General features: G+C 71.9%; 17 protein-coding genes. 6 read left to right on the forward strand and 11 right to left on the reverse strand.

Annotation, left to right across the window (positions count from 1 at the left end; all coding sequences use genetic code 11):
• Positions 1–7: 7 nt before the first annotated feature.
• Together ACWGKT_RS32690 and ACWGKT_RS32695 are read right to left on the reverse strand one after the other, a co-directional pair.
• Positions 8–448 (reverse strand): hypothetical protein, encoded by a 441-nt coding sequence (locus ACWGKT_RS32690; protein ID WP_453276499.1) that lies wholly within the window; start codon positions 446–448, stop codon positions 8–10.
• Positions 449–704: 256 nt separating this feature from the next.
• A complete protein-coding gene (locus tag ACWGKT_RS32695; protein WP_453276500.1) occupies positions 705–2,096 on the reverse strand; it encodes a glycoside hydrolase family 16 protein in 1,392 nt (463 codons plus the stop codon).
• 386 nt (positions 2,097–2,482) lie between these two features.
• Between ACWGKT_RS32695 and ACWGKT_RS32700 the strand changes: the two genes are divergently transcribed.
• Entirely contained in the window at positions 2,483–5,152 is a 2,670-nt protein-coding gene (locus ACWGKT_RS32700; protein ID WP_453276501.1) for an FAD/NAD(P)-binding protein, read from the forward strand.
• A 335-nt stretch (positions 5,153–5,487) separates the two neighbouring features.
• Positions 5,488–6,774, forward strand: coding sequence for a lipase family protein (locus ACWGKT_RS32705; RefSeq protein ID WP_453276502.1), 1,287 nt, complete (start codon positions 5,488–5,490; stop codon positions 6,772–6,774).
• Between the two features lie 67 nt (positions 6,775–6,841).
• Here the strand turns inward: ACWGKT_RS32705 and ACWGKT_RS32710 are convergent, their stop codons facing one another.
• Genes ACWGKT_RS32710 through ACWGKT_RS32745 form a run of 8 tightly spaced genes read right to left on the reverse strand, consistent with a single transcriptional unit; the run spans position 6,842 to position 17,520 of the window.
• Entirely contained in the window at positions 6,842–7,684 is an 843-nt protein-coding gene (locus ACWGKT_RS32710) for a hypothetical protein (RefSeq protein ID WP_235452069.1), read from the reverse strand.
• Positions 7,684–9,360 carry a histidinol-phosphatase gene (locus ACWGKT_RS32715; protein ID WP_453276503.1) on the reverse strand — a complete coding sequence of 559 codons (1,677 nt, stop codon included), beginning with the start codon at positions 9,358–9,360 and terminating at the stop codon, positions 7,684–7,686. The genes ACWGKT_RS32710 and ACWGKT_RS32715 overlap by 1 nt, the downstream gene beginning before the upstream one ends.
• Positions 9,361–9,393: 33 nt before the next feature.
• Positions 9,394–11,244, reverse strand: a complete 1,851-nt coding sequence (locus tag ACWGKT_RS32720) for a LamG-like jellyroll fold domain-containing protein (protein ID WP_453276504.1) — start codon at positions 11,242–11,244, stop codon at positions 9,394–9,396.
• A gap of 57 nt (positions 11,245–11,301) precedes the next feature.
• Positions 11,302–13,329 carry a beta-galactosidase small subunit-related protein gene (locus ACWGKT_RS32725; RefSeq protein WP_453276505.1) on the reverse strand — a complete coding sequence of 676 codons (2,028 nt, stop codon included), beginning with the start codon at positions 13,327–13,329 and terminating at the stop codon, positions 11,302–11,304.
• Positions 13,329–14,192, reverse strand: a complete 864-nt coding sequence (locus tag ACWGKT_RS32730; RefSeq protein ID WP_453276506.1) for a carbohydrate ABC transporter permease — start codon at positions 14,190–14,192, stop codon at positions 13,329–13,331. Before ACWGKT_RS32730 ends, ACWGKT_RS32725 begins: the two co-directional genes overlap by 1 nt.
• A 14-nt stretch (positions 14,193–14,206) precedes the next feature.
• On the reverse strand, positions 14,207–15,169 hold the full coding sequence (locus ACWGKT_RS32735) for a carbohydrate ABC transporter permease (RefSeq protein ID WP_453276507.1): 963 nt from the start codon (positions 15,167–15,169) through the stop codon (positions 14,207–14,209).
• Complete coding sequence (locus ACWGKT_RS32740; protein ID WP_453276508.1) at positions 15,169–16,455, reverse strand: ABC transporter substrate-binding protein; 1,287 nt, start codon at positions 16,453–16,455, stop codon at positions 15,169–15,171. The genes ACWGKT_RS32735 and ACWGKT_RS32740 overlap by 1 nt, the downstream gene beginning before the upstream one ends.
• 45 nt (positions 16,456–16,500) lie before the next feature.
• Complete coding sequence (locus ACWGKT_RS32745) at positions 16,501–17,520, reverse strand: carbohydrate kinase family protein (protein ID WP_453276509.1); 1,020 nt, start codon at positions 17,518–17,520, stop codon at positions 16,501–16,503.
• A 142-nt stretch (positions 17,521–17,662) separates the two neighbouring features.
• On the opposite strand from ACWGKT_RS32745, the gene ACWGKT_RS32750 reads away from it, so the two are divergent.
• Genes ACWGKT_RS32750 through ACWGKT_RS32765 form a run of 4 tightly spaced genes read left to right on the forward strand, consistent with a single transcriptional unit; the run spans position 17,663 to position 24,108 of the window.
• On the forward strand, positions 17,663–18,427 hold the full coding sequence (locus ACWGKT_RS32750; protein ID WP_453276510.1) for a DeoR/GlpR family DNA-binding transcription regulator: 765 nt from the start codon (positions 17,663–17,665) through the stop codon (positions 18,425–18,427).
• Entirely contained in the window at positions 18,424–19,761 is a 1,338-nt protein-coding gene (locus ACWGKT_RS32755; protein WP_453276511.1) for a 6-phospho-beta-glucosidase, read from the forward strand. The genes ACWGKT_RS32750 and ACWGKT_RS32755 overlap by 4 nt, the downstream gene beginning before the upstream one ends.
• A gap of 30 nt (positions 19,762–19,791) precedes the next feature.
• Positions 19,792–22,854, forward strand: a complete 3,063-nt coding sequence (locus ACWGKT_RS32760) for an alpha-mannosidase (RefSeq protein ID WP_453276512.1) — start codon at positions 19,792–19,794, stop codon at positions 22,852–22,854.
• Between the two features lie 3 nt (positions 22,855–22,857).
• Positions 22,858–24,108 (forward strand): alpha-L-fucosidase, encoded by a 1,251-nt coding sequence (locus tag ACWGKT_RS32765; protein ID WP_453276513.1) that lies wholly within the window; start codon positions 22,858–22,860, stop codon positions 24,106–24,108.
• 232 nt (positions 24,109–24,340) lie between these two features.
• Here the strand turns inward: ACWGKT_RS32765 and ACWGKT_RS32770 are convergent, their stop codons facing one another.
• On the reverse strand, positions 24,341–26,029 hold the full coding sequence (locus ACWGKT_RS32770) for a carbohydrate binding domain-containing protein (protein ID WP_453276514.1): 1,689 nt from the start codon (positions 26,027–26,029) through the stop codon (positions 24,341–24,343).
• Positions 26,030–26,066: the final 37 nt, after the last annotated feature.

Genomic DNA, 26,066 nt, shown 5'->3' on the forward strand with positions numbered 1-26,066 from the left:
GCTGTTGTCAGTAACCCATCGGGCGGTAGTACCCCAGGACCGCCGCCAGGTGCGCGAACCACTGTCCCAGCAGTGCGCGCGGTTTCGCCGTCACGGCGCACTCGAAGACCCTGCCGTCGATGTGGACGACGGCCGTCATCAGGGCCTTGCCCGAGGGGCTCGCCTTGTAGTGGACGCTGCGGATCTCCTGCCAGGAGAACTCGGCGGTGAGGCCGTGGTCCTCGAACGTGACGCCGTCCACGTCGACCACGATCGAGTTGTGGCGGTCGACGATCATGAACTCCGGTCCCGTCGGCGCCGGTTGGGGCGGCACGGGCGGCTGGGGGTGCTGGGGCGGCGCGTACTGCGGTGGAGCGGGGGCGTACTGCGGCCGGGCGGGGGCGTACTGCGGCGGCGGAGGGCCGAAACCCTGTGGCTGCTGGTCGCCGTACGGCTGCTGATGCGTCATGGGTCCCCCGGTCCCCCGTGCTTTGTCTTCTCCTACGGAACCTACCCGTCGGCCGTGAGGGAGACGTTTCCGGGGGGCCCGGCGCATCGGTGACGTCTGGACGGCTCGGGCGGCCACGGCCGAAGTGTGGCGCGGATGCGTCGACCGGACCCTGGCGAACGGCATGCGGGTCGCCGTCCGCCAGGGCCGGGCGAGAGGGGCGAGAGGGGCGAGAAGGGCAGGGAGGCCGGGAGATCGCCCTCAGTCCGAAGGAAGGTCAGTGACCGAAGTCGAACCAGTTCACGTTCACGAAGTCTGCCGGCTGACCGCTGGTGAACGTCAGATACACATCGTGGGTGCCGGTGACGGAACCGATGTTCGCCGGTATCGTCCGCCACGTCTGCCAGCCGCCGGTGTCGGCCAGCGCGAAGCTGCCGATGGGGGAGTTGCCGCGGCTGTCGAGGCGTACCTCGACCAGGCCGCTCACCCCGGAAGCGGCGCCGCTCGCCACCCGGGCGTGGAACTGGGTGGCCGGCGTGGAGCCGAAGTCGACGCCCTTGTACAGCGCCCAGTCCCCGCCGGCGAGCCAGCCGATGTTCTGGCCGCCGCCGGTGTCCGAGGTGGCCTCGGTGCCCACGCCGGACTGGCTGTCGTAGGACTCGGCCTGGATGGTGCCGTAGGCGTCCCGGCCGCCGGACGGCGGAGGTGTGGTACCGCTCCCACCGTCCGACGACTGAAGCACCTGGACGTAGTCGACGACCATCGGGCGGCCGGACGCGGTGTCGCCGTCCAGGCCGCCGCCGAGCGCGTCCGGGAAGGCGCCGCCCATCGCCACGTTGAGGATGACGAAGTAGCCGTGGTGGGTGGCGTTGGCCCAGGTCGTCGCGTCGACCTGGTTCGCCGTCACCGTGTGGTAGTTGACGCCGTCGACGTAGAAGCGGATCGCCTCGGGGCTGACCGAACGGTCCCACTCCATCGTGTAGGTGTGGAAGCCGGACTGGCAGGTGCTGCCCGGGCAGGCGATGTTGTTGCCGATGCCGGTGGTCTCGTTGCAGGGGCCGCCGGGGTTGGTGCCGCAGTGCATCGTGGCCCAGACCTTGTTCAGGCCCTGGACGTTCTCCATGATGTCCAGCTCGCCGACGCCGGGCCAGTTCTGGTAGTTGCCGCGGTACGGCGCGCCGAGCGTCCAGAACGCGGGCCAGTAGCCCTCGGCGGCCGTGCCCGTGACGTTCGGCATCTGGAGGCGGGCCTCGACGCGCAGCTTGCCGCCGGACGGGGGCTGGAAGTCGGTGCGGTTGGTCTCGATGCGGCCCGACGTCCAGTTGCCGGCGGCGTCGCGCAGCGGGGTGATCCGGAGGTTGCCGTTGCCGTCGAGCGAGACGTTGTTCGTGCTGGACGTCATCGTCTCGACCTCGCCGGTGCCCCAGTGCGCGGGGCCGCCGGGGTACGAAGTGCCGGTGTCGTACTGCCAGTTGGCCGTGTTGACGCCGGAGCCGGCGGAGCCGTTGAAGTCGTCCAGGAAGACCTGGGTCCAGCCGGACGGGGGCGTGGGCGCGGAGGCGTTGGCCGGCAGGGTGGCGGCCGTGGCCGCGACGGCCGCCAGGCCGATCGTGGCGAGGACGGCGACGAGGGCCCGCCGCCGTCTGGGGATACCGGAGGTTTCACTCATGGGGGTGCCTCTCGGGTGCGGGGGAGTTGCGGGGGTTCCCTTGGGAGCCGGGTTTGAGAGCGCTCTCAAAGTGGGCCCAATGTGCTCTCCGCTCCTTCGGTCGTCAAGACTTGAATCAAAGAAAGTCCTTGCTTCTCGGTGGAGTTCATCCGGCGAAGCCACCCGCGTACGGCACGGCGCCGCCTGCCTTCCGGTCCGCCCAGGACGGATTCCAGCCGTTCAGGCCGGTACCGTCGCACGGGATTCGGGTGAGGACCCGCGGACGACACGGCCAAAAAGCGCGGTTGCCCCTGTCGATCCCGGTGTGAACGAGGTATGAACAGCCGACCGGTGTCCTGCTTTTCCGGTGGGATCCCGCGCCCCGTACGGCATTTCCGGAGGTATCCGTGACCGAAGTCCGCAAGCGGCACACCGTGGCCGTCGTCGGAGCAGGCGCGGCGGGCACACTGACCGCCGTTCAGCTCTGCGAGACGGCGTCGCGCCGCCGGACTCCCCTCGACGTCGTCCTGATCGACCCGGCCCCGGAGGCGGGCCGGGGCACCGCCTACGCCACGCCCGACCCGCGGCACCGCCTCAACGTGCCCGCCGGCAACATGAGCGCCTACCCCGACGACCCCGGCCACTTCACCCGCTGGCTGTGCCGGCACGGCGAACCCGAGGTCACCGGCGCCGACTACGCCACCCGCTACCGCTACGGCGCCTATCTCGCCGACACGCTCGGCCAGGCCGTCGTCCGCGCCCACGGCACGGTCGCCGTACGCCGCCTGCGCACCAGCGCGGAGAGCTGCGGCGCCACCCCCGACGGCCGGATGGAGCTGCGCCTGGCCGACGGGACACGGCTGGCCGCCGACGCCGCCGTCCTCGCCACCGGACCCGCCGGACCGGCCGCCGCCTGGGTGCCGCCCGCCCTGCGCGACTCGCCCCGCTTCGTCGGCGCGCCGTGGACGCCGGGTGCCCTGGACGGCGCGCGGGAGAGCACCGAGGCCGTGCTGCTCGTCGGGACCGGTCTGACCGCCGTCGACCTCGCCCTGACCCTCGACCGGCCCGACCGCAGCGTGCACGCCCTCTCCCGGAACGGACTGCTGCCCCAGCCGCACACGCTCCGCCCGGCCGGTGTGATGCCCGCCCCGGCGGACCTGTCCGACACCTCGTTGGCCCGGCTGCGACGGGCGGTCTACCGCCATCTCAGCCGTTCGGTCCGCACCCACGGCGACTGGCGCCCCGGCCTCGACAGCCTCCGCCCGCACACCCCCCGCCTGTGGCGCAGTCTCTCGCCCGAGGAGCGCGCGGAGTTCCTCGCCCGCGAGGGCGCCCTGTGGAACACCCACCGCCATCGCATGGCCCCCGCCACCGCCGAGCACGTCTCCCGCGCGCGGACCGCGCGGCGCCTGCACGTGCACACCGGCACGGTCGCCCGGGTGACCGCGCAGGACGACGGCCCGCTCGCCGTCGAGCTCTCCAACGGCCGTACCCTGCACGTGGGTTGGGTGATCGACTGCACCGGTCCCGGGCGGCTGCCGGACGGCCCGCTGTGGAGTTCGCTGTTCGCGGCCGGTACGACGGTGCCCGGTCCGCTGGGCATGGGTGTCGCCACCCACGACGGTCGGCTCCTCGACGCGAGCGGCGCCGCCGGGCTCCCGCTGTTCACGCTCGGCGCCCCGCGCCGCGGCGAGCTGTGGGAGACCACCGCCATCCCCGAAATCCGGGTCCAGGCGGCCGAGTTGGCCCAGCAGCTGCTGGCGCCGCTCGCCCCCCGGCGCCGTACCACCCGGCGCCCCGTCGACGGGCACGGACTGGCCCTGTCCACCCACGCCGAGGCGGCCGCCGCCTATCGCGGCGGGCTCGACCGGGTCCTCAAGGTCCGCTCCGGCGCCCGGGACGCCTTCGCCCGCGCGGTCGCCCTCGACCCCGGCTTCGCCCTCGGCCACGCCTCCCTCGCCCTGCTGGGCCACGAGTGCGGCGCCGCCGTCGACGTGCCCCGGGCCCTCGCCGACGCCCAGCGCTCGGCCCGCGAACGGGCCGACGAGCGCGAGCGGTCCTTCGTGGACGTGGTCACGCGCCGGGTCACCGGCGGGGACGGGGACGAGGCGCTCGTACGCCATCTGCGGGAGCATCCCGGCGACGCGCTGGCGCTCGCCGCCGCCGTGCCCACCATCGCCTTCTCCGGCGTGAGCGACCTGCACGACGACGACGCGCTCGGCCTGCTCGACGTGACCTCACCGGCCTACGACGGGCACTGGTTCCACACCTCGCTGCTCGCCTTCCTGCGCCAGGGACAGGGCCGGCTGCACGAGGCGGGCGAGCTCGCGCACCGGGCGCTGGCCACCGAGCCCGCCTCCGGGCACGCGGTGCACGCCCTCGCGCACGTGCACTACGAGTCCGGCGCGCACGAGGCGGGCCGCGACTGGCTGGAGAAGTGGGTGACCGGTCGGGGCCGCGGCGCGGTCCACCGGGCGCACTTCTCCTGGCACATCGCCCTGCACGAACTCGCCCTGGACGACCCGGCGGCGGTCCGCAGGCGCTGGTTCGCCCAGCTCGCGCCCGGCCGGGTGACCGGGGTGCGGGCGCTGGTCGACTCGGGGTCGCTCTTGTGGCGGGCGCGGCTGAGCGACAGCTGGCGGGGCGACCTGCCCGCGACCGACGTGCTGGACGCCGTCGAGCGCGAGGTGCTGGAGCGGCCCGCGACCGCGTTCACCGCGCTGCACGCGGCCGTCGCCCTGACCGCCGCCGGGGACCTGCCCGCCCTGCGCCGGCTGCGCGACCACGCGGCCGGCGCGGATCCGGTGCAGCGGGAGGTCGTCGCGCCGCTGTGCGAGGCGTTCGCGGCGCTCGTCGAGGAGCGCTTCTGGGAGGCGGCCAGCGGACTGGACGCGCTGCTGCCCGTGCTGCGCCGGGTCGGCGGCAGCGCGGCCCAGCGCGAGGTGGTCGAGGAGACGCTGCTGTACGCGCTGGTGGCGGCCGGCCGCTGCGACGCGGCCCGCCGTCTGCTGGACGCCCGCCTCGACCGCAAACCGGCGCCCCGCGACCGACGGTTGCTGGCCACGCTGCCGGGCTGACCCGGCACCCGTCTCCACCGGGCCCCGATCCGAGAACGAGTCGGACTCGGGGCCCTCTGGGTTCGTACACGTTCCGCGCCCCGGACAGGGGCACACCCCGGGCGGGCCGCGCACCCCGGCGCCGCACGAAAGCCCGGGTCACGAGCGCGGAACGGATGGTTCCGTACCCGTGCTCGGCATATGCGGCGCTAGTCACGGGCGGACAGCCGCGTCCCCGATGTTCATCATCCTTTAACTATCAGCGCTTACCTACGTCTCCGTAACCTCACGGCCTGCTCAGCTTCACGTGCCTCTTCACCCCACAGAAGGGACGTACCGAGGTGATGTCACGCAGGTTGAGGAAACCACTGCCCAGACGAGCCGCACTCGTCGCCGCCACCGCCCTGCTCGGCGGACTGCTGACGGTGCCGGCGGTCTCCGCCACCGCCGCCGGGACACCGCGGGTGTGCGACGCCGCGGACGCCGACATCTACCGGCCCCCGGACCGCGCGAGCGCCGCGCCCGGTGCCGTCGTCGCGTGCCGCCGCGTCGACTCCCTCCCCATGGTGGTCGGCGCACCGCCGCTGGACGCCTGGAAGGTGCAGTACGGATCCACCGACGGACGGGGCAGGCGGGTCGTCGTGGCCGGCACCGTCGTCGTACCGCGCAAGCCCTGGACCAAGCCCGGCGAGCGGCCGGTGGTCGCCTTCGTGCCCGGCACCCTGGGCATCGGGCCGCAGTGCGCGTTCTCCAAACAGCTCGCCGGCGAGTACCAGGACGCCTACGAGGGTCCGAACCTCGCGGCGCTGCTCAACGCCGGCTACGCCGTCGCCGCGACCGACGGCCAGGGGTACCTGGACGGCCAGGTCCATCCGTACGCGGTCGGCGCCGAGGCGGGCCACGCCACCCTCGACATGGCCCGCGCCGCCTCCCGGGTGCCCGGCAGCGGGGTGAGCCCCCAGGCTCCGGTGGGCATCTGGGGCTACTCGGAGGGCGGCTCCGGCAGCCTGTGGGCGGCCCAGCTGACCCGCTCGTACGCGCCCGAACTGAACGTCGTCGGCTCGGCGTCCGGCGGCATCCCGGCCGACCTCAAGCAGGTGGCGAGCAACCTCGACGGGCAGTTCTTCGCCGGGTTCCTGGTGGACGCGGTCATCGGCCTGTCCGTCACGCATCCGGACATGCCGTTCGACGAACTCCTCGACGACGACGGCCGCAAGGCGGTGCGGGACGCCGAGTCGCTGTGCGCCGTCGGCACGGTCGCGCGGTTCGCGGGCGCCCGGTTCGAGCAGTACACCAAGGACCGGCTGACCCTCGACCAGATCTACGCCCTGCACGCACCCGACGGCACCACGTGGAGCGAGGTCGTCGACGGCAACAGGCTCGGTGTCGGCGTGGGCACACCGGGCTCCGGCGCCCGCTACGAGATCGGCTTCCCCGTCCTGCAGTACCGCGGGATCCTCGACGAGGTGATCCCCGCCGAGACCGCCGACGCCACCCGCCGCGCCTACTGCGCCGCCGGCGTCACCACCCAGTGGACGCCGTACCTCGGTGACCACCTCTCCGGCGACCCGCAGACGATCGGCGACGTCGTCAACTGGCTCGGGGACCGCTTCGAGGGGAGGAGTACGAAGGGCAACTGCTGACCCGGGTCACGAGCACCGCGGACGGCGGCGGGAGACCCGCCGCCGTCCTGCGGCGTCCGTCGCGCTTCTACTGCAGGCGGTACGAGTAGACGGTCGTCGCCACCGCGCACACCCCCGGCGGGATCACCTCCGCGCGCAGGGTGCCCGACTTCGTGTCGTAGTCGACGCCCTCCGCCTCGAAGGTGCCCGTGCAGATGCTGGACTGGGGCACGGCGAACAGACTCCGCACCGAACCGGTGACCGGCTTTCCGTCGAGCCGGTGCGGGAGGTCGACCTGGAGCAGCGGCCGGATCTCGGGGAACAGCGCGCCCGAGGCGTCGTCCGAGGCGCACACCAGACGGGTGTCGGTGACGAAGTCGCAGCCCTGGATGTCGCGCACCGGCCGGTCCAGGGTGATCTGGCCCGCCTCCGGCAGGTCGCCGCCCCTGGCCGGGGTGGACGGGTTGAGCAGGGGAGCGGGGAAGACCTGGAGCCTGCTCTGGTCACCCCACTCGCCCGACACCAGCCACTGCCCGTCGGGGGAGACGGTGGCGAAAGAGTTGTTCACCTTCTCGCCCGGGTTCAGCCGGTGGGTGTAGTCGTAGCGCTGACCGGACGGCGTGGTGACCGCGTACATCTTCGACGTGGCCGAGTCCGCGCCCTGGTAGGCGTCGAAGACGTAGCCGCGCGCGATGTCCGGGTCGCCGACGTGGTTCCAGCCCTTGATCCGCAGGTCCAGCGGGATGTCCAGCAGCCCGCGGTACAGCAGGGAGCCGTCCGCGCGGTCCGCGAGGCCCTGCCCGCCGCCGAGGGTGTCCGTGTACGACGTTCCGGTCTGCGCCCAGTGCGGTTCCCCGGCCGCGAAGGCGCTCGGGGTCCCGAGGGTCAGGGCGGCCGCCAAAGCGGTGAGGGTGAGCAGCTGACGCTTCATCAACAACCTTTCACGTCCACGAAGATGGGGTTGGAATAGAACCACGTGTCGACCCACGGGTCACCATTGCCGGGCTCGTGCGCGATCGGGCCGTGCGGGTCGACGGACGCGCCCAGAAGACCCGCGCCGTGCCGGTTGCCGTCGCTGCCGCGCAGCCGGACGTAGAAGGACTCGTCACCGGCGGTCAGCGGGATGCGCAGGGTGTACGTCCCCGTGCGGCCGATGACCTCCTTGGACCGGACGACCTTGGTGTCGGGCGCCTTCCAGCTGTCGCGGTCCGTCACCGGGCCGCGCACCGCTCCCCGGATCACGTCCACGTGCGCCAACTCGGGCAGGATGTCGTGCGGGTTGGGCCGGGAGGCGGTGGTCACCGTGGCGTACAGCGTGAGCCGCTCGCCCTTGCGGACGCGCAGCCGGCCGCCGAGGGTGACGCCCCGCTCGTCGTCGCAGTCCCGCTTCAGCCGGACGTCGAGCCCGTCGAGCAGGTGCCCGTGGTCGAGCCAGACGCGGCCCGCCCGCAGGCCCGCCATCACGGCGCGGTAGCCGTAGCGGGTGACGCCGACGTGGGTGCGGCTGAACTCGCCGGGCCAGAAGTCGCTGCCCGGCTGCGGGGTGTCGGTGTCGACCGGGTCGGGCAGTCGGCCGGTGTTGTCGAAGTTCTGGCCGGGCGGCCAGTCGCCGTTCTTCCAGGTGTCGAAGACCACCCGGTGGACGTCGGAGTTGGTGGTGACGGAGAACAGCCTGCCCTCGGCGAGCATCGCGTCCCACAGGCCGCCCACGGTCGCCGTCGCCCAGTCGAAGCCGCCGTAGGTGACGTAGGCCTCCGCCGGGTAACCGGCCCAGGAGTTGGCGGACGGCCTGTTCTCGTACTCGCCGCGGATCGACGTGGTCGCGCCGCGCCAGCCGGGGATGGCCGCGCCCTGGGCGCCGGGCGCGCCCTCCATGCCGATCATGATCTCGGGCGCGGCGTCCCGCCAGTTGCGCAGCTCGTGCGGGGAGTCGATGCCCAGGCGCAGCGGGTGGTTGGCGAGGACCAGGACGTCGTCGACGTAGCCGGTGCGGCGCTGCTCGGCCAGCCACTGGACGGCCTTGACCGCGTGGGCCTCGTTGCGGGCGGTGTTCGGGTTGTCCGGGGCGCCGTCGGTGTAGCCGAGCAGCTTGCCGTCGTAGGCGAGCTCGAACTGCGTGAGCAGGTCGACCTCGTGGGGGCCGGGCGCGGCGAAGATCGTGGCGTGCTCGGCGCCCGGGATGTACCACTCCAGGCCCTGGAAGATCAGCTGGCGCGGGTTGGCGGCGCGCGCCTTGACGATCTCCTCGTGCTCCAGCTGGGCGCCGTAGCGGGCGTGCCCGAAGTTGGAGTGCTCGTTGAACACCATCCAGTCCAGGCCGTACCGGGCGGCGGCGCCGGCGATCTGGGCGAACGTGTACTTGGCGTCGTGGCTGTACACGGAGTGGACGTGGTGGTCGCCGACGACGTAGGCGAGACGCGGGTCGCTCCCGCCGAGGGCGGGGCCGCGCCCGGCGGCCAGCGCCGGGGTCGCCGCCGACCCCAGGGCGAACGCGGCGCCGAACAGGCCCGCGCGGCGCAGGAGATGGCGTCTCGACACGCCCTGGGGGTCGAGGCTCGCGGGGGAGACGGACGGGTCGGCCCAGGAGGGCAGCTGCTGCTCGGTCATGGGTGATCCTCGGGGAGGTCCGCGGACAGGGGGTCAGTGGTTCATGAACGACGTGACCGGCAGCGCCCGTTCGACGATCCGGATGTCGCCGAGCCGGCCGTGCAGGATCTGGTCGATCTTCCCGCCGTACTCGTAGCCGCCGACCAGCCAGGGCAGACCGGCCGAGGCGAGCCCGGCGGCGGGGGCGTGCGGGTTGCGGGCCACGGGGCAGCCCTGGACGTACATCGTCGTGTGCCGTCCGTCGTTGACCACGGCGACGTGCCACCAGGTCTCCCGCGCGGTCTCGTCACCCCAGTTGGTGGCGAGCTGCTGCTGGTTGAGCGGCCGGGCCGCCCACTGCGGACCGGGTCCGTCGGAGACGGACAGCGTGGCGAGCGGCTCGTCCGGGTCGTCCGTGGACGGCCCGGCGGTCCCGTTGCGGCCGGCCCGGCCGACCAGCCCGGACCAGGCGTTGTGGGAGGCGTCCCAGTCCGCCGGCAGCCAGTAGAAGGCCTCGATGGTGTAACCGGAGCGGAGGGTGGCCGAGTTGAGCGGCGCGCCGTCGACCGTGCGCAGGTAGGCGCCCCGCAGCGGGGACTTGTAGCCCTGGAACTCCAGGCTGCCGTGGCCCGGCTGGTCCGGGTGGTGTGCGGCGGACCACACGAGCCGGCCCTCGCCCACCGTGACCGGGACCAGGTCGTTGCCCCGACCGGACAGGTCGCGGACCGTGCCGGTGAGGGCGGCGCCGTACTCGTGGCCGTCGAAGCGCCAGTAGGCGACCGTGCCCGGGACGAGCATCCGCGCCGCGGGACGCGCCGGACGCGGCGGCACCGGCGCGAAGCCGGAGAACCGCTGCTCGAAGTCGATGTCGACGGAGAACCGGTCCGCGGCGCCGGACAGTTCCATCTCCTGCCGCTCCAGCTCGTTCAGCCCCTGGGCGGCCCGGCCCAGGATCCACGGCGACAGCGTCTCGACGTCGATGGTCTTGCGGTCGAGGTCGAAGTGGTAGAGGCGGATCATCGCCGCGCCGCCGAAGTAGCGGTTCTGGTAGTTCGTCAGGTGCAGGTGGACGTCGTTGCCCGCCGCGTTCTTGCGGATCGCCCGCCCGGCCGGCCAGTAGTGGCCGTTGAGGGTGAGGAAGATCTGGTCGTGGTCCTCGATCAGCTGGTCCCACAGCTGCTGCCCGTGGTCCGACAGGGCGTCGTCCGCCACGACCAGTTCGTGCGTGGTGAGCACGACCGGCGTCCTGGGGTGCCGGGCCAGGACGTCCTTCGCCCAGGCGTATCCCTGCGCCGACGGCCGCCAGTCGAGGGCGAGCACCAACCACTCCCGCCCGGCCGCGCGGAAGAGGTGGAAGGTGTTGTAGCCGTCCGGGGAGGCTCCGCCGAAGGTGGGCTTGCCCTGGAAGCGCCGCGGACCGAACGTGTCCAGGTACGGCGTCGGGCCGCGCTGGTCGTCCGTCGAGGACCGTACGTCGTGGTTGCCCGCGAGGACGCTGTAGCCGACGCCGCGCCGGTCGAGCGGCCCGAACGCCTCGCCGATCGCGGCGCATTCCTCCTTGGCGCCGTTCTGCGTGAGGTCGCCGAGGTGGGACAGGAAGACGATGTTGTCGTCCCGGCCGTGCTCCAGCAGATAGCGCAGCGAGGCCTCGACCGGCCTCTTGTCGATGCTGGGCCCGTCGAACAGGTACTGGGTGTCGGGCATCACCGCGAGCGTGAAGCGGCGGCTCTCGGCGTCGGGCCGCCACGCGGAGGCCGTCTCGGCGGTGGCCGCCTCCGCGGTGGCCGGGAGGACGGCACCGGCCGTGGCGGCGGCGCCCAGCAGCGCGGTGGCCCTCAGGAAACTGCGTCGTCCGGCACCGGCCTGCGCGGCCTCGCCCTGGGCATGGTCATGCGACGTACACACGTGTGCTCCGTAAAGGTGGCAGTAAAGGTGGCGGAGGGGGCAACGGGAGGAGGAGGTTCAAAGAGCGCGCAGCGTCCAGGTCCAGCGGTGGACGCCCGGTGCCACGAGACAGGACGGCGAGGTGTCGGGGCCGCACGAGGCCGTGCCCAGCCCCCGGTGCGCCGCGTCCAGGTGCACCACGCACCCGGGGTGCGGGACCAGTTCGTCGTGGTGGGTGGCGGCGGTCAGGTCCTCGGCGCGGAGGGGGGTCCCCCCGGCCGAAGGCTGGGGGAGGGTGACGGACACCTGGCGTGGTTCGTCCAGTTCGACCGTGAGCCCGCCGGCGTCCGGAGCCGACAGCGTGAAGCGGCGTACGCCGTGCCGGCCGCCGCTCTCCCGCGGCCGCAGATACGGGGTGAACAACTCGTCCACGCGCACCGTGTGGTGGCCGACGGGCGCGCCCGCGCCGCGGTCCGGGTACGACTCCCAGGGCCCCTGCCCGAACCACTCCAGCAGGTCCGGGCCCGACACCGTCTCGAACACCGAGCCGACCCGCGCCACGTCGTCGAACTCGACGGGCAGCTCGACCGTCTCGGCCACCCGCACGCCGCCCGCGACGGGCGTGAACTCCTGGCGGTGCCGGACGACGCCGACCGCGCCGGCGTACTCCGCGAGCACGGTCACCCGGTCGTCGTCCCGCCGTACCGACACCACCTTGCGGACCAGGGAGTCGAGCCCCCACCCGCGCCGGCGCCGGGCGATGCCGCCCAGCTCGTCGTTGTCGGTGGACGCCCGCCACAGGGACAGGGTGGGGCCGGCGGTCAGCAGCGGGTGGACCAGCAGACCCTCCCCGTCCACCTCGATGCCGCGGTGCGCCGCCGGGGGCTCGTCCGCGGGGGCGGGGGCCGCCCGCAGCCGCACCTGCGGCGTGCACACCCGCGTACCGCGCGGCGCCCACGGCAGGTCCTCGGTCGTGGTCACCCGCAGCGTCAGCCAGGCCTCGCCGCCGTCGTGCGGCACGGCGAAGGGGAGCGGCACGGCGGCCGTCTGGCCCGGCCGCAGGTCGGGCAGCTCGGCGGGTGCCGTCAGGGTGCGGCCGTCGGCCAGGGACAGCTCCCAGCGCCCCGCCAGCCAGTCCAGGCCGCGGAAGTGCTGGTGGTTGGAGAGGACGATGCCCTCGTGCCGGAAGCAGGCGATCCGCACCGGCGCCGCGAGCTCCCGGTGCTCGTACAGCACGGGCTTCGGGGTGCGGTCCGGGAAGACGACCCCGTCCGCGATGAACGCGCCGTCGTGGAGGGTCTCGCCGAAGTCGCCGCCGTACGCCCACCGGTAGCCGGGCGCGGAGACACCGTTGTCATAGAGTCCGGCGCCCGCGCGCCCTGCCGGTCTTCCGTCGCTCACGCGCTGCAGGATTCCGTGGTCCCAGAACTCCCAGATGAAGCCGCCCTGAAGACCCGGGGTGGACTCGATGGCGGCCCAGTGGTCGGCGAGCGTGCCGTTTCTGTTGCCCATCGCGTGCGGGTACTCGCACTGGATGAGCGGTTTGGTCTGCCGACCGGACAGCGCGGCCACGCAGTCCTCGATCGGCGCGTACAGGGGGCAGGCGATGTCGGAGGCCGAGTCCGGGTCCGCCCAGCCGCGCTTGGCCGCGCCCTCCGACAGGTCGAACTCGGCGGCCAGGTGCGAGTCCTTGGAGATGCCCACGGGCCGCCCGTCGACCTGGACCAGGAGCACGCTCTCGGCGGCCCCGACGTGGAGCACGATCCGCCGATCCGTCCAGTCGGCCGGGATGTCCACCGCACGCTCGTGGACGCCCGTCGGATGGGCCGCGGGCGCCGGCGGCGGAAACTCGGCGAACGGCATGCGGACGTTCGTGTACCGCGGCAGGTCGTCCGTGTCCTGCAGCGTCCACGCGCCGGGGACGCGGGCCGTCGACCAGGTGTCGTCGGCCGGCGCGTCCGGCGCCGGCAGCAGCCGTAACCGCCAGTCGCCGTCCAGGGACACCGCACCCGGCCGACGGTCGACGGCGCTCATCGGCAACCGCCCCCAGGAGGTCACCTCGGGTGCCTCCCAGGGGCGCAGGGCGATCAGGGGATCGCGGGACATCAGCGGATGGCCCCCTTGGCGAGGTCGCCGATGATCTGCCGGGCGCCGACCGCGAACACGATCAGCAGCGGGACGAGGGCGAGCAGGGCGCCGGTCATCACCATGCCGTAGTCGGTCGTGCCGTGGGTGCCGTTGAGCTGGGACAGCGCGACCTGGAGGGTCACGTTGTCCGGGTTGGTGAGGGCGATCAGGGGCCAGGCGTAGTCGTTCCACTGGCCCATGAAGGTGAAGATGCCGAGGAAGGCCAGCCCCGGCCGGACCACCGGGAGCGCCACGTGCCAGTACTGGCGCAGGAAGCTCGCCCCGTCGATCCGGGAGGCGTCCAGGAGTTCGTCGTGGATGGCGCCCTTCATGTACTGGCGCATCCAGAAGATGCCGAACGCGTTGGCCGCCGCCGGGACGATCAGCGAGGTCATCGTGCCGATCCAGCCGAGCTTCGCCATGATCACGAACTGCGGGATGGCGGCGAGCTGCGCCGGCACCATGAAGATGGCCATCAGCAGGGCGAACAGCGCGTTCTTGCCGGGGAAGTCGAACTTGGCGAAGACGAAGGCCGCCAGCGAGTCGAAGAACAGGACCAGGAAGGTCACCGAGCCCGCCACCAGCAGGGAGTTCAACATCGAGCCGAAGAAGTCGATGTTGTCGAAGAGGTGGCGGGCGTTGTCGAGGAGGTGCGAGCCCGGCAGCAGCTTCGGCGGGTAGGAGAAGATGTCCGACGTCTTGTGCGTCGACATGATGACGGCCCAGTAGAACGGGAAGGCCGACAGCAGCAGCCCGACGACCAGGACGGCGTGCAGGGCGGTGCCCCGGCTCCGGGTGCCCTTCACGGCCCTGGTCCTGCGTGTGCCTTGGATGGTTGCCATGGTGAGCGGCCTTCCTAGTCTTCGCCCCGGCGCTGCACCAGGCGCCAGTTGACGATCGAGAAGAGGATGACGACGAGGAAGATGCCCCACGCCACGGCGGCGCCGTAGCCGAAGTCGTTGTTGTCGAAGGTCTGCTGGAAGAAGTAGAGGACCATCGTCCGGCCGGCGTGGCCGGGCCCGCCGGAGAACGTCGAGTCGTTGGCGGTCGTCTGCAGCAGCACCTGCGGTTCGGAGAAGCTCTGCAGACCGGTGACCGTCGAGACGACCAGCACGAACAGCAGCACCGGCCGCATCATCGGCAGCGTGATCCGGAAGAAGGTCTGCCCCGGACCGGCACCGTCCATCCGGGCCGCCTCGTAGAGCTCGCCGGGGATCGTCTGCAGTCCCGCGAGGAAGATGATCGCGTTGTAGCCGGTCCACTGCCAGGTCATCAGGGTCGCGATGGCCACCTTGATGCCCCACGGTGTGTTCAGCCACGCCACCTGGTCCAGGCCGACGGCCTGCAACAGGGCGTTCACCAGGCCGAAGTTGGTGGAGAACACCGATCCGAAGATGATCGCGACGGCCACCACCGAGGTGACGTTCGGCAGGAAGTAGGCGAAACGGTAGACGTTCTTGAAGCGGACCGCCGAGTTGAGCATCACGGCCGTCACCATCGCCAGCAGGACCATGGGGAAGGTGGCCAGCGCCCAGATCACGACGGTGTTCCCGACCGAGCTCCAGAAGTCGCTGTCGCCCAGCAGGTACTGGTACTGGGACAGGCCCGCCCACTCCATCGGGCCGAGACCGTCCCAGCGGTGCAGCGAGACGTAGAGCGAGAAGCCGACGGGTATCAGGCCGAAGCCGAGGAAGAGGAGGTAGAAGGGGGAGATGGCGGCGTAGAGGTGCCAGTACTTGCGCCAGCCCCGCCGGGTGCGCGCGGCGGGCGCCGACGCCAGGGCGGCGGTGGGCTTCTCCAGTGCGGGGACGGTGGCCATCAGTGGCTCACCCCCAGGTGGTCCGCTATGCGCCGGCATTTGCTCATGGCGTCCCTCCAGGCCTTCTCCGGGTCCTTGCCGAGGACGCCGACGTTCTTGATCTCGTCCTTGACGGGCTGCCCGAGCGCCACGTCGAACGGGCTGTTGTAGGCGACCGCGATCTTCTGCGCCGCGGGTCCGAAGACGTCCATCGTGACCTGACCGCCGAAGAACGGGTCGGGCTCGCGCAGTTGCTTCAAGGCGTAGGAGGCGGGGGTGGAGGGGAAGAGTCCCGCGTCGACGAAGCCCTGGGCCTGGTTGGCCGCGTCGAGGATCCAGGTGATGATCTCGAAGGCCCGCTCCGGTTCCCGGCACGCCTTGGTGATCGACAGGAACGAGCCGCCGTTGTTGGAGGGCCGCACGGGCATCTGCGCCACCCGCCATCGGCCCTTCGTCTTCGGCACACCGGTCTTGAGGTCGTTGGTGGCCCAGGAGGCGCCGAGCTGGCTGGGCAGCTTGCCGTCCTGGATGGCGGACAGCTGGTCCGGGGTGCCGGTGACGAGGTCCGAGACGATCCCGCGCCGCTTCGCCTCCACGGCCAGCGCCCAGGCGGCGCGCACATGTTCCTGGTCGCCGATGAAGTGGCGGTCCCGGTCGACGAACCGCTTGCCGCCCTGCTGCACCGCGTTCTCGAAGACGGCGTTGACGTCGGTGAGCAGGTAGGTCCCGGGGATCCGCTTGCGGAGCTGCTCGCCGGCCCCGAAGAACTTCTCCCAGGTGTTCAACTCCCGGGAGACGTCGGCCGGTTCGTGGGGCAGTCCGGCCTTGCGGAAGACGTCGTACTGGTAGAAGTGCGCGACCGGGCCGCAGTCGATGGGGAAGCCCACCATGGTGCCGCCGTCGGCGATGCCCTGGTCCCACTTCCAGGGCAGGTACTGGCTCCTGTACTTGTCCGCGCCCAGCGTCCTGAGGTCCACGAACTGGTCGGCGTTGGGCAGGTAGGAGGCCATGTCCTCGCCCTTGAGACCCGCGATGTCGGGGATGTGGGCACGGCCGGTCATCGTGGTGATCAGTTTGGCGCGGTAGTAGCCGCCGATCTTGACGGCCCGCAGGTCGACCGACCTGCCGTAGCGGGCCCTGGCCTTGTCGACGACGGTGTCGCCGAGACCGCCGTCCCAGTACCACAGGACCATGTTCCGGCCGGTCGAGCCGGTCGGAACGGCGCAGCCGGTCGCCAGGCCGCCGAGCGCCGTGGCGGCCGAACCGGCCAGGCCCGCGCGCAGCAGGCCTCTTCGTGAGAGCCGCACAGCTCCCACCGCCTTTCGGATCTGTTCGGGACTTGCGTACGGGGATCAGTGCTGCCGGTCGGGAGGGGTGACGGGGGCGTACGTCACGGGCGGGCCCACCCGCGCGGGGATGCGGTCGGCGAGGAAGCCGTACGACCGCCGGAGCTCGGGGTCGGTCAGCGCGCGCCACCAGCGGTCCACGCCGTACCAGCCGGGGGCCGCCAGCGCTCCGCCGTGGTGCCGTACGGACAGTCCCGCCGCCAGCACCGCGAACCGCAGCCGCTCCGCCAGCGGCCAGCCGCCCAGCGAGGCCGCGACGAAGCTCGCGCCGAAGACGTCGCCGGCGCCCGTGGCGTCGAGGACATCGATGTCGAGGGCCGGGACGTCCGCGTACTCGCCGGTCGTCTGGTCGACGGCGACGGCCCCGTCACCGCCGCGGGTGACCACGGCCACCGGGACGAGCTCGCAGAGCGTGCCGAGGGCCGCCACCGCGCTGTCGGTGCGCGTATAGGCCATCGCCTCGGCCTCGTTGGGGAGGAAGGCGTGGCACAGGGCCAGTTGGTCGAGCAGATCGGTGGACCACTGCCGGCTGGGGTCCCAGCCGACGTCGGCGTAGACGTGCGTGCCGTTCGCGGCCGCCTTGGCGATCCACTCGCGCGGTTCGGCCTCGATGTGGACGAGGGCCGTGCGCGCCTCGGGCGGGTCGCCCATCAACGCGTCCTGCGAGTAGGGAGGTTCCTGGCCGTGGGTGACGAGCGCCCGGTCGTGACCGTGGGCCAGGGCGACGGTGACCGGGGTGGGCCAGCCGTCGGCGGTGCGGGAGAGGGAGAGGCCGACGCCCTCCTGTCCGTCGAGGACGTCACGGCAGTACGCGCCGTAGAAGTCGTCACCGAACACCGTGGCCAGCGAGGTGCGCAGGCCGAACCGGGAGGCGGCGACCGCCAGGTTGGCGATGCCGCCTGGCCCGCAGCCCATGCCGGCCGTCCAGATCTCCTCGCCCGGTGTGGGCGGCTTGCCCAGCCCCGTGAGGACGAGGTCGTAGAAGAGCAGCCCGGTCAGCAGCACGTCGGGCCGGTCGTCGTCCACGTGCACGTCCTCTCGCTCGGGAGAGCTCGTCAAAACTCTTCATTTCGGTGACCGGAATCGTGCGCCGCCCCGACGAGATTGGTCAATACCCGAGCAGAACTGAGCATGGATTTGATTGAAGATGACGAGTAGTGTTCATGGCGTGCTGGCAGAACGACGACATCAACTCATCCTGCGGGCCCTGCGCTCCGGTGGCCCCGCGGCCGTGACCGACCTCTCCGAGGAGCTGGGCGTCAGCCCGGCCACGATCAGGCGCGACCTGGTCAAACTGGAGGAGGACGGGCTGCTCACCCGGGTGCACGGCGGCGCCGTGGTGGACGAGGGCGACCAGCCCTTCGCCGAGGTCGCCGAGGTGCGCGTACCCGAGAAGGACGCCATAGCGGTGCGCGCGGCGGGCATGGTCCGGGACGGCCAGTCGGTGCTGCTCGACATCGGCACCACCGCCTACCGCCTCGCCCGCCAGCTGCACGGCCGCCGCCTCACCGTGATCACCAGCAACCTGGTGGTCTACGAGGAGCTCGCCGACGACGAGGGCATCGAGCTCGTCCTGCTCGGCGGCATGGTCCGCCGCGAGTACCGCTCGCTGGTCGGCTTCCTCACCGAGGACAACCTGCGCCAGCTGCACGCCGACTGGCTCTTCCTCGGCACCAGCGGGGTGCGGCCCGGCGGGCAGGTGATGGACACGACGGTCGTCGAGGTGCCGGTCAAGCGCGCCATGATCAAGGCGAGCAACCGGGTCGTCCTGCTCGCCGACGCCGCGAAGTTCCCGGGGACGGGTATGGCGAAGGTGTGCGGTCCCGAGGAGCTGGACGTGGTGGTGACGAACGCGCCCGTGGACCCGGCGACCCGGGCCTGTCTGGAGGAAGCCGGCGTCGAGGTGGTCGTGGCGGGAAAGGTGCAGGCGTGAGACTGACGATTCTGGGCGGCGGCGGATTCCGGGTGCCGCTCGTGTACGGCGCACTGCTGACGGACCGCGCCGAGGGACGGGTGACCGAGGTCGTCCTGCACGACCTGGACGACGGCAGACTGCGCGCGGTCGCCCGTGTCCTGGCCGAACAGGCGACGACCGTCGCCGACGCCCCCCGGGTGACCGTCACCACCGATCTCGACGAGGCGCTGCGCGGCGCCGACTTCGTCTTCTCCGCGATCCGCGTCGGCGGCCTGGAGGGCCGGGCCGCCGACGAACGCGTCGCCCTGGCGCAGGGCGTCCTCGGCCAGGAGACGGTCGGCGCGGGAGGCATCGCCTACGGACTGCGGACGGTCCCCGTGGCCGTCGACATCGCCCGGCGCGTGGCCCGGCTCGCCCCCGACGCCTGGGTCATCAACTTCACCAACCCCGCGGGCCTGGTCACCGAGGCCATGTCCCGCCACCTCGGCGACCGGGTCATCGGCATCTGCGACTCGCCGGTCGGCCTCGGCCGCCGTATCGCCCGCGTGCTCGGCGCGCGCCCGAACGAGGCGTGGATCGACTACGTCGGCCTCAACCACCTCGGCTGGGTCCGCGGCCTGCGCGTCGCCGGGCGCGACCAGCTCCCGCGCCTGCTCGCCGACGACGACCTGCTCGGCTCCTTCGAGGAGGGCAAGCTCTTCGGCGTCGACTGGCTCCGCTCGCTCGGCGCGATCCCCAACGAGTACCTGCACTACTACTACTTCAACCGGGAAGCCGTACGGGCCTACCAGCAGGCCGAGAAGACCCGCGGCGCCTTCCTGCGCGACCAGCAGGCGCGCTTCTACGCGAACGCCCGGCTCGCCGACGTCTCGGCCCTGGACCTCTGGGACCGCACCCGCGCCGAGCGCGAGGCCACCTACATGTCCGAGAACCGGCAGACGGCCGGCGCCGGCGAACGCGACGCCGACGACCTCTCGGGCGGGTACGAGAAGGTCGCGCTGGCGCTGATGCGGGCGATCGCACGCGACGAGCGGGCGACGCTGATCCTGAACGTGCGCAACCGGGGCACCCTGTCGGTCCTGGACACGGACGCCGTCGTCGAGGTCCCCTGTCTGGTCGACGCCAACGGCGCCCACCCGGTCGCCGTCGACCCGCTGCCCGATCACGCCACCGGACTGGTGTGCGCGGTCAAGGCCGTCGAGCGCGAGGTGCTCGCCGCCGCCGAGTCCGGTTCCCGCGCGACGGCCGTCAAGGCCTTCGCGCTGCATCCCCTGGTCGACTCCGTGAACGTGGCCCGCAGGCTCGTCGAGGGCTACACCGCCGTCCACCCCGGCCTGTCCTACCTTGCGTAAGGGCTTTCACCCCGCCTCCTGGAGACTTCCATGCACGACGAACGCCGTCGCGTCGAGGAGCGCGTAGAGCGCCTCCACCACCAGCGCGTCAAGCCGGCGATCCATGCGGCCACCGTCCCCTTCGAGGTGGAGGCCTGGCAGGCTCCCGGGGAGCCGGTGTCCTTCGCGGAGGCCGCTGCCGCCCCGTACGCACCCTTCGCGATGGACACCCCCTGGGGGCCGCCCTGGGGCACGACCTGGTTCCGGATGCGCGGACAGGTTCCGGCCGATTTCGCGGGCCGGCGGGTCGAGGCCGTCATCGACCTCGGCTTCGTGGGGGACTGGCCCGGCAACCAGGCCGAGGCCCTCGTCCACCGCACGGACGGCACCCCGCTCAAGGCGGTCAACCCGCTCAACCAGTACGTGCCGATCGCCAACCCGGCCGTCGGCGGCGAGGAGATCCACTACCTGGTGGAGGCCGCCTCCAACCCCGACATCCTCGCCAACGACTTCGCGGGCCCGACGCCCTTGGGCGACGTGCTGACGGCGGGCGACCGTCCGCTCTACACCTTCCGGCGCGCCGACATCGCCGTGCTCGACGAGGAGGTCTGGCACCTCGACCTCGACCTCCAGGTGCTGCGCGAGCTGATGCTGGAGCTCGGCGAGCACGACCCGCGCCGACACGAGATCATGCACGCCCTCGACCGGGCCATGGACCTGCTCGACCTGGACGACATCTCCGGCTCGGCGGCCGGGGTGCGCACCGCCCTGAAACCGGTCCTGTCGAAGCCCGCGCACGCGAGCGCGCACATCCTCTCCGGTGTCGGCCACGCCCACATCGACTCCGCCTGGCTGTGGCCGATCCGCGAGACCAAGCGCAAGACGTCCCGCACCTTCTCCAACGTCACGTCCCTGGCCGACGAGTACGAGGAGTTCGTGTTCGCCTGCTCGCAGGCCCAGCAGTACGAGTGGGTGCGCGACAACTATCCGCACGTGTGGGCCCGCATCCAGGAGTCCGTCAAGAAGGGCCAGTGGGCGCCGGTCGGCGGCATGTGGGTCGAGGCCGACGGCAACCTGCCCGGCGGCGAGGCGCTGGCCCGTCAGCTGATCCACGGCAAGCGCTTCTTCATCGAGCACTTCGGCGTCGAGACCAAGGGCGTCTGGCTGCCGGACTCCTTCGGCTACACCGCGGCCTACCCGCAGTTGGCCAGGCTCGCGGGCAACGAGTGGTTCCTCACCCAGAAGATCTCCTGGAACCAGACCAACAAGTTCCCGCACCACACCTTCTGGTGGGAGGGCATCGACGGCACCCGCATCTTCACGCACTTCCCGCCGGTCGACACCTACAACGCCCGCTTCAGCGGCGAGGAGATGGCCCGCGCGGTGCGCAACTACCAGGAGAAGGGCGGCGCGACGCGCTCCCTGGCCCCCTTCGGCTGGGGCGACGGCGGCGGCGGTCCCACCCGCGAGATCATGGAGCGGGCCCGGCGGTTGAGGGATCTGGAGGGCTCCGCGAAGGTCGAGATCGAGCATCCCGACGCGTTCTTCGCCAAGGCGCGCGCGGAGTACCCGGACGCCCCGGTCTGGGTCGGCGAGCTCTACCTGGAGCTGCACCGCGCCACCTACACCTCCCAGGCCCGCACCAAGCAGGGCAACCGGCGCTCCGAACACCGCCTGCGCGAAGCGGAGTTGTGGGCGACGACGGCCGCCCTGCACGCGCCGGGCTACAGCTACCCGTACGACAAGCTCGACCGGTTGTGGAAGACGGTCCTGCTGCACCAGTTCCACGACATCCTGCCCGGCTCGTCGATCGCCTGGGTGCACCGCGAGGCGGAGGCCGAATACGCCCGGGTGGCGGGGGAGTTGGAGGAGCTGACCGCCGAGGCGGTCGCCGCGCTCGGAGCCGGCGAGGCGCGGGTGTTCAACACGAGCCCGTTCGACCGCGCCGAGGTGCTCCGCACGGCCGAGGGCGCACCGGTCTACGTCGAGGTGCCCGCCGGCGGCAGCGCGCCGCAGGCGCACGCCGAGCCGCCGCGGCCGGTGACGGTCGACGGGACGGTGCTGGACAACGGGCTGGTCCGGGTGCGGGTGGCGGACGACGGAACCCTGTCCTCCGTCCTCGATCTGCGGGCGAACCGCGAGGTCCTCGCCGACAGCGGCAACCTGCTGCGCCTGCACACCGACCTGCCCAACTACTGGGACGCCTGGGACATCGACAAGCACTACCAGAACCGCTACACCGACCTGCGGGACGCCGACTCCGTCACCGTCGTCGAGGCGGACCCGCTCCTCGCCGCCATTCGCGTCGAGCGCTCCTTCGGCAAGGGCTCCAGGATCACCCAGACGATCACCGTCCGCGCGGGCAGCCCCCGGATCGACATCGAGACCGACATCGACTGGCACGAGACCGAGAAGATCCTCAAGGCGGCGTTCCCGGTGGACCTCCGGGCGCCGCACTCCTCGGCGGAGATCCAGTTCGGCCACGTCCAGCGACCCACCCACACCAACACCAGCTGGGAGGCGGCCCGTTTCGAGGTCTCGGGCCACCGCTGGGTGCACATCGGCGAGCCCGGCTACGGCGTCGCCGTCGTCAACGACTCGACGTACGGCCACGACGTCTCCCGCACGGTCCGCGAGGACGGCGGTACGACGACCACCGTCCGACTGAGCCTGGTGCGCGCCCCGCGGGTCCCGGACCCCGGCGCCGACCAGGGCCGACACCGCTTCACCTACTCCCTCCTGCCGGGCGCGAGCATCGCGGACGCGGTCGCCGAGGGCTACGCGCTGAACCTGCCACTGCGGGTGGCCCGGGCGGCGGGCGCGCCCGCACCTGTGGTCTCCGCCGACGGCGAGGGCCTGACCGTCGAGGCGGTCAAGCTGGCCGACGACCGCTCGGGCGACGTCGTCGTACGCCTCTACGAGTCCCGCGGCGGCCGGGCCCAGGGCGTGCTGCGCACCGGCTTCCCACTGGCCGGCGCCCAGGTCACCGACCTGCTGGAGCGGCCGCTGCGGGACGCGGAGGTCGACGCGGGCGGTGCGGGCGGTGCGGTCTCCGTGACGCTGCGCCCCTTCCAGATCCTGACCCTGCGTCTGCGGCGCGCCGGGGTGAGCTGACCCGTGCCCATGCAACCCTGGTTCACCGACGCCAAGTTGGGGATCTTCGTCCACTGGGGCGTGTACGCCGTCGACGGCGTCCAGGAGTCCTGGTCGTTCTACGACGACCTCGTGCCCTACGACCGGTACATGTCCCAGCTGGACCGCTTCACGGCCGCCCGCTACCAACCCCGCGACTGGGCGGCCCTGTTCGCCCGCGCGGGTGCCCGGTACGCCGTGCTGACCAGCCGGCACCACGACGGCGTCGCCCTGTGGGACACCGCGCACGGCGACCTGAACGTGGGCCGCGACCTGATCGCCGGCTACGCCGACGCGCTGCGCGAGCGGGGCCTCAAGGTCGGCCTCTACTACTCGCACTCCGACTGGAGCCATCCCGACTACGCCTCCACACGCAAGCCGGGCCGTCCGGCGGAGCTGGAGGACAACCGGTACTCGGAGGTCGCCGCCGGGTTCGAGGACCCGGCCGCCTGGGAACGGTTCATCGCCTACCGCGACGGCCAGATCCGCGAGCTCACCGGCCGCTACCGGCCCGACCTGATGTGGTTCGACGGCGAGTGGGAGCGCGCCGCGGAGCAGTGGCGCATCCCCGAACTCGCCGCGCTGATCCGCTCCGAGGTGCCCGACGTCGTCTTCAACGCCCGGATGCTCGACGAGGGCAACTACGCGACACCCGAACAGGGCGCTCCCGTCGTACCGCCCCAGGGGCCCTGGGAGCTGTGCCTGACCGTCAACGACTCCTGGGGTCATCAGCACCACGACCACCATCACAAGTCGGTGGACCAGCTGATCCGTTACTTCACGGAGACGATCGGCGGCGGGGGCAATCTGCTGCTCGGCGTCGGCCCGCGCGAGGACGGCACCATCCCGGACGCACAGGCCGAGCGGCTGGAGGGACTCGGGGCCTGGATCCGCCGGCACGCGGACGCCGTGTACGGGACGGTGCGGGGGCTGCCGGCCGGGCACCACTACGGCCCGAGCACCCTGTCCCCGGACCGCCGCACGCTGTATCTGATGCTCTTCGACGCCCCGCGCGCCGAGATCAACGTCCGGGGGCTGCTCGGTTCGGTGCGCCGGGTCACCGTGCTCGGCAGCGGTACCGAACTGGCCCACCGGGTCACCGGCGGCCTGCACGAGACTCCCGGGGTGCTGTGGATCGAGCCGCTCGCCGGGGCCGATCTCGACCCGCACGCCACGGTGCTCGCCGTCGAACTCGACGGGGAACTGGAGTTGTACCGCGGCGCGGGCCGCTCCTAGGGGATTTCATCGGGTCGGCCGGTCGCTCCCCGTGACCGCGGCCGGCCGACCCGATCCCCCGTTCCCCCGTTGGTGCATCCCCCGTCGGTTGGTGCTTCCCCCGTCGGGTTCCCCCGTGGTTCCCCCGTTCCTGGTATGGAGAGCGCCCAGTTCGCCTCCTGATACACCCTCCGCGGAAAAAAAATCCCCCGGCCCTGAGGCCGGGGGGATCTCGGTGGTGCCGGTGCGCCGGTCAGCCGGTGAAGCCGGCCGTGATCGAGGTGAACTGCCAGTTGTTCTGGCTGATCCCGGAGCAGTTGCTCACCACGCCGCCGCCCGGGCAGGGCCGGTCACGGTTGGCCGACCAGAACGCGAGGCGGGCGATGTGGTGGGAGTTGGCCCAGTCGCGGATCTGGGTCCAGATCGCCGGGGTGGTGTTCTCCTGCTGGTCGGACAGTCCGTTCATGCCGGATATGCCGATGTGGGAGTAGGCGGTGGCATCGTCCCAGCCGAAGGTGGACTTCAGCTTGGCCTTCAGCCCCTCGGCCGCGTTGACGGTGTTGCCGTACATGTCCGAGCCACCACCGAAGTCGAACGGCATGATGGTGAAGACGTCGACGTTGGCGCCGAGCGACTGCGCCTGCTCGATGAGCCGGTTGCCGTAGTAGGTCGGGCCGGTCGTCGAGGTGCCGAAGGTGACGATGGTCTTCAGGCCGGGGTTGTTGGCCTTGACCGTCTTCAGGGCGGTCAGGATCTTCGCCTGGACGGCCTCGTTCTCGAACTCGTCCGAGTTCTCGATGTCCATGTCGATCGCCTTCAGGGAGTAGGCGTCGATCACCCTCTGCAGGGCTCCGGCGAGCGCGCTCGCGGAGGAGCAGTTGGCGCCGAGCTTGCTGCCCTGCCAGCCGCCGAACGACGGGACGATGTCACCGCCCGCGGAACGGATCTGGTTGATGGCGCTCTGGTCGACACCGCCGGTCAGCGGCCTGCTGCCGTCCCAGGCGGGAGTGCAGCCACCGGAGTCCAGCACGAACGCCATCGTGAACCACTTGATGCCCGTCGCGCTCATCACCGTGGTCGGGCTCGGCGGATCGCCCCAGCCCTCGTACAGATACGGCGCGGCCTGCTTGAAGCCGGTGCCGCCGCCACCGCCCGCGTTCGTCGTGACGCTCACGGAGTTGGAGGCCCCGGAGGTGTTGCCGGCCGCGTCGCGCGCCCGGACCGTGAAGGTGTAACCCGTGCTCGGGGACAGCCCGCTGACCGTGGCGGACGTACCGGCGACGGTCATGACGTTGTTCGACCCGCTGTAGATGTCGTACCCCGTCACCCCGACGTTGTCCGTCGAGGCGTTCCACGACAGGGAGACGCTGGAGGAGGTCTTGCCCGTGGAGGTCAGGCCGGTGGGCGTGGTCGGCGCCTGGGTGTCGCCGCCGCCCCCGCCACCGCCCGGGCCGTCCAGGTTGATGTCGTCGGCGTAGTACGTGCCCTGCGCGTACCAGCCGTGGACGTAGATGGTGGCACTGGTCTGGGAGGCGCCGGTGGTGAACGACACCGACAGTTGGCTGTACGCCGACGGGGAGGTCGTCCACGTCGAGGCGCCGCCGTTCACGCCGAGGTACACATAGCTGCCGCGTACCCAGCCGCTCAGGCTGTAGGTGGTGTTGGGCTGGACCGCGACGGTCTGGGTGCACTGCGCGTTGTCGCTCGAAGTCACCGCCCCCGCCAGGGCCTTGGAGCCGCCGTGCACGGGGGAGGAGACGATCGAGCCGAGGTTGCCGGTGCAGGTCCAGGGGGAGAGGCCGCCCGACTCGAAGCCGGGGTTGGTCAGGATGTTGGCCGCTTGGGCCGTGCCGGGCAGGGCGAGGGCCCCGCCGAACGCGAGGGCGACGGTGCCGAGCAGGGCGAGGAGACGGCGTCTGGAACGCCGGAGTGTGTTGCGCACGCGATCTCCCTGAAGGAATGGGGGTGTTCGGGAGTGC

Source organism: Streptomyces sp. NPDC054794 (assembly GCF_053611585.1).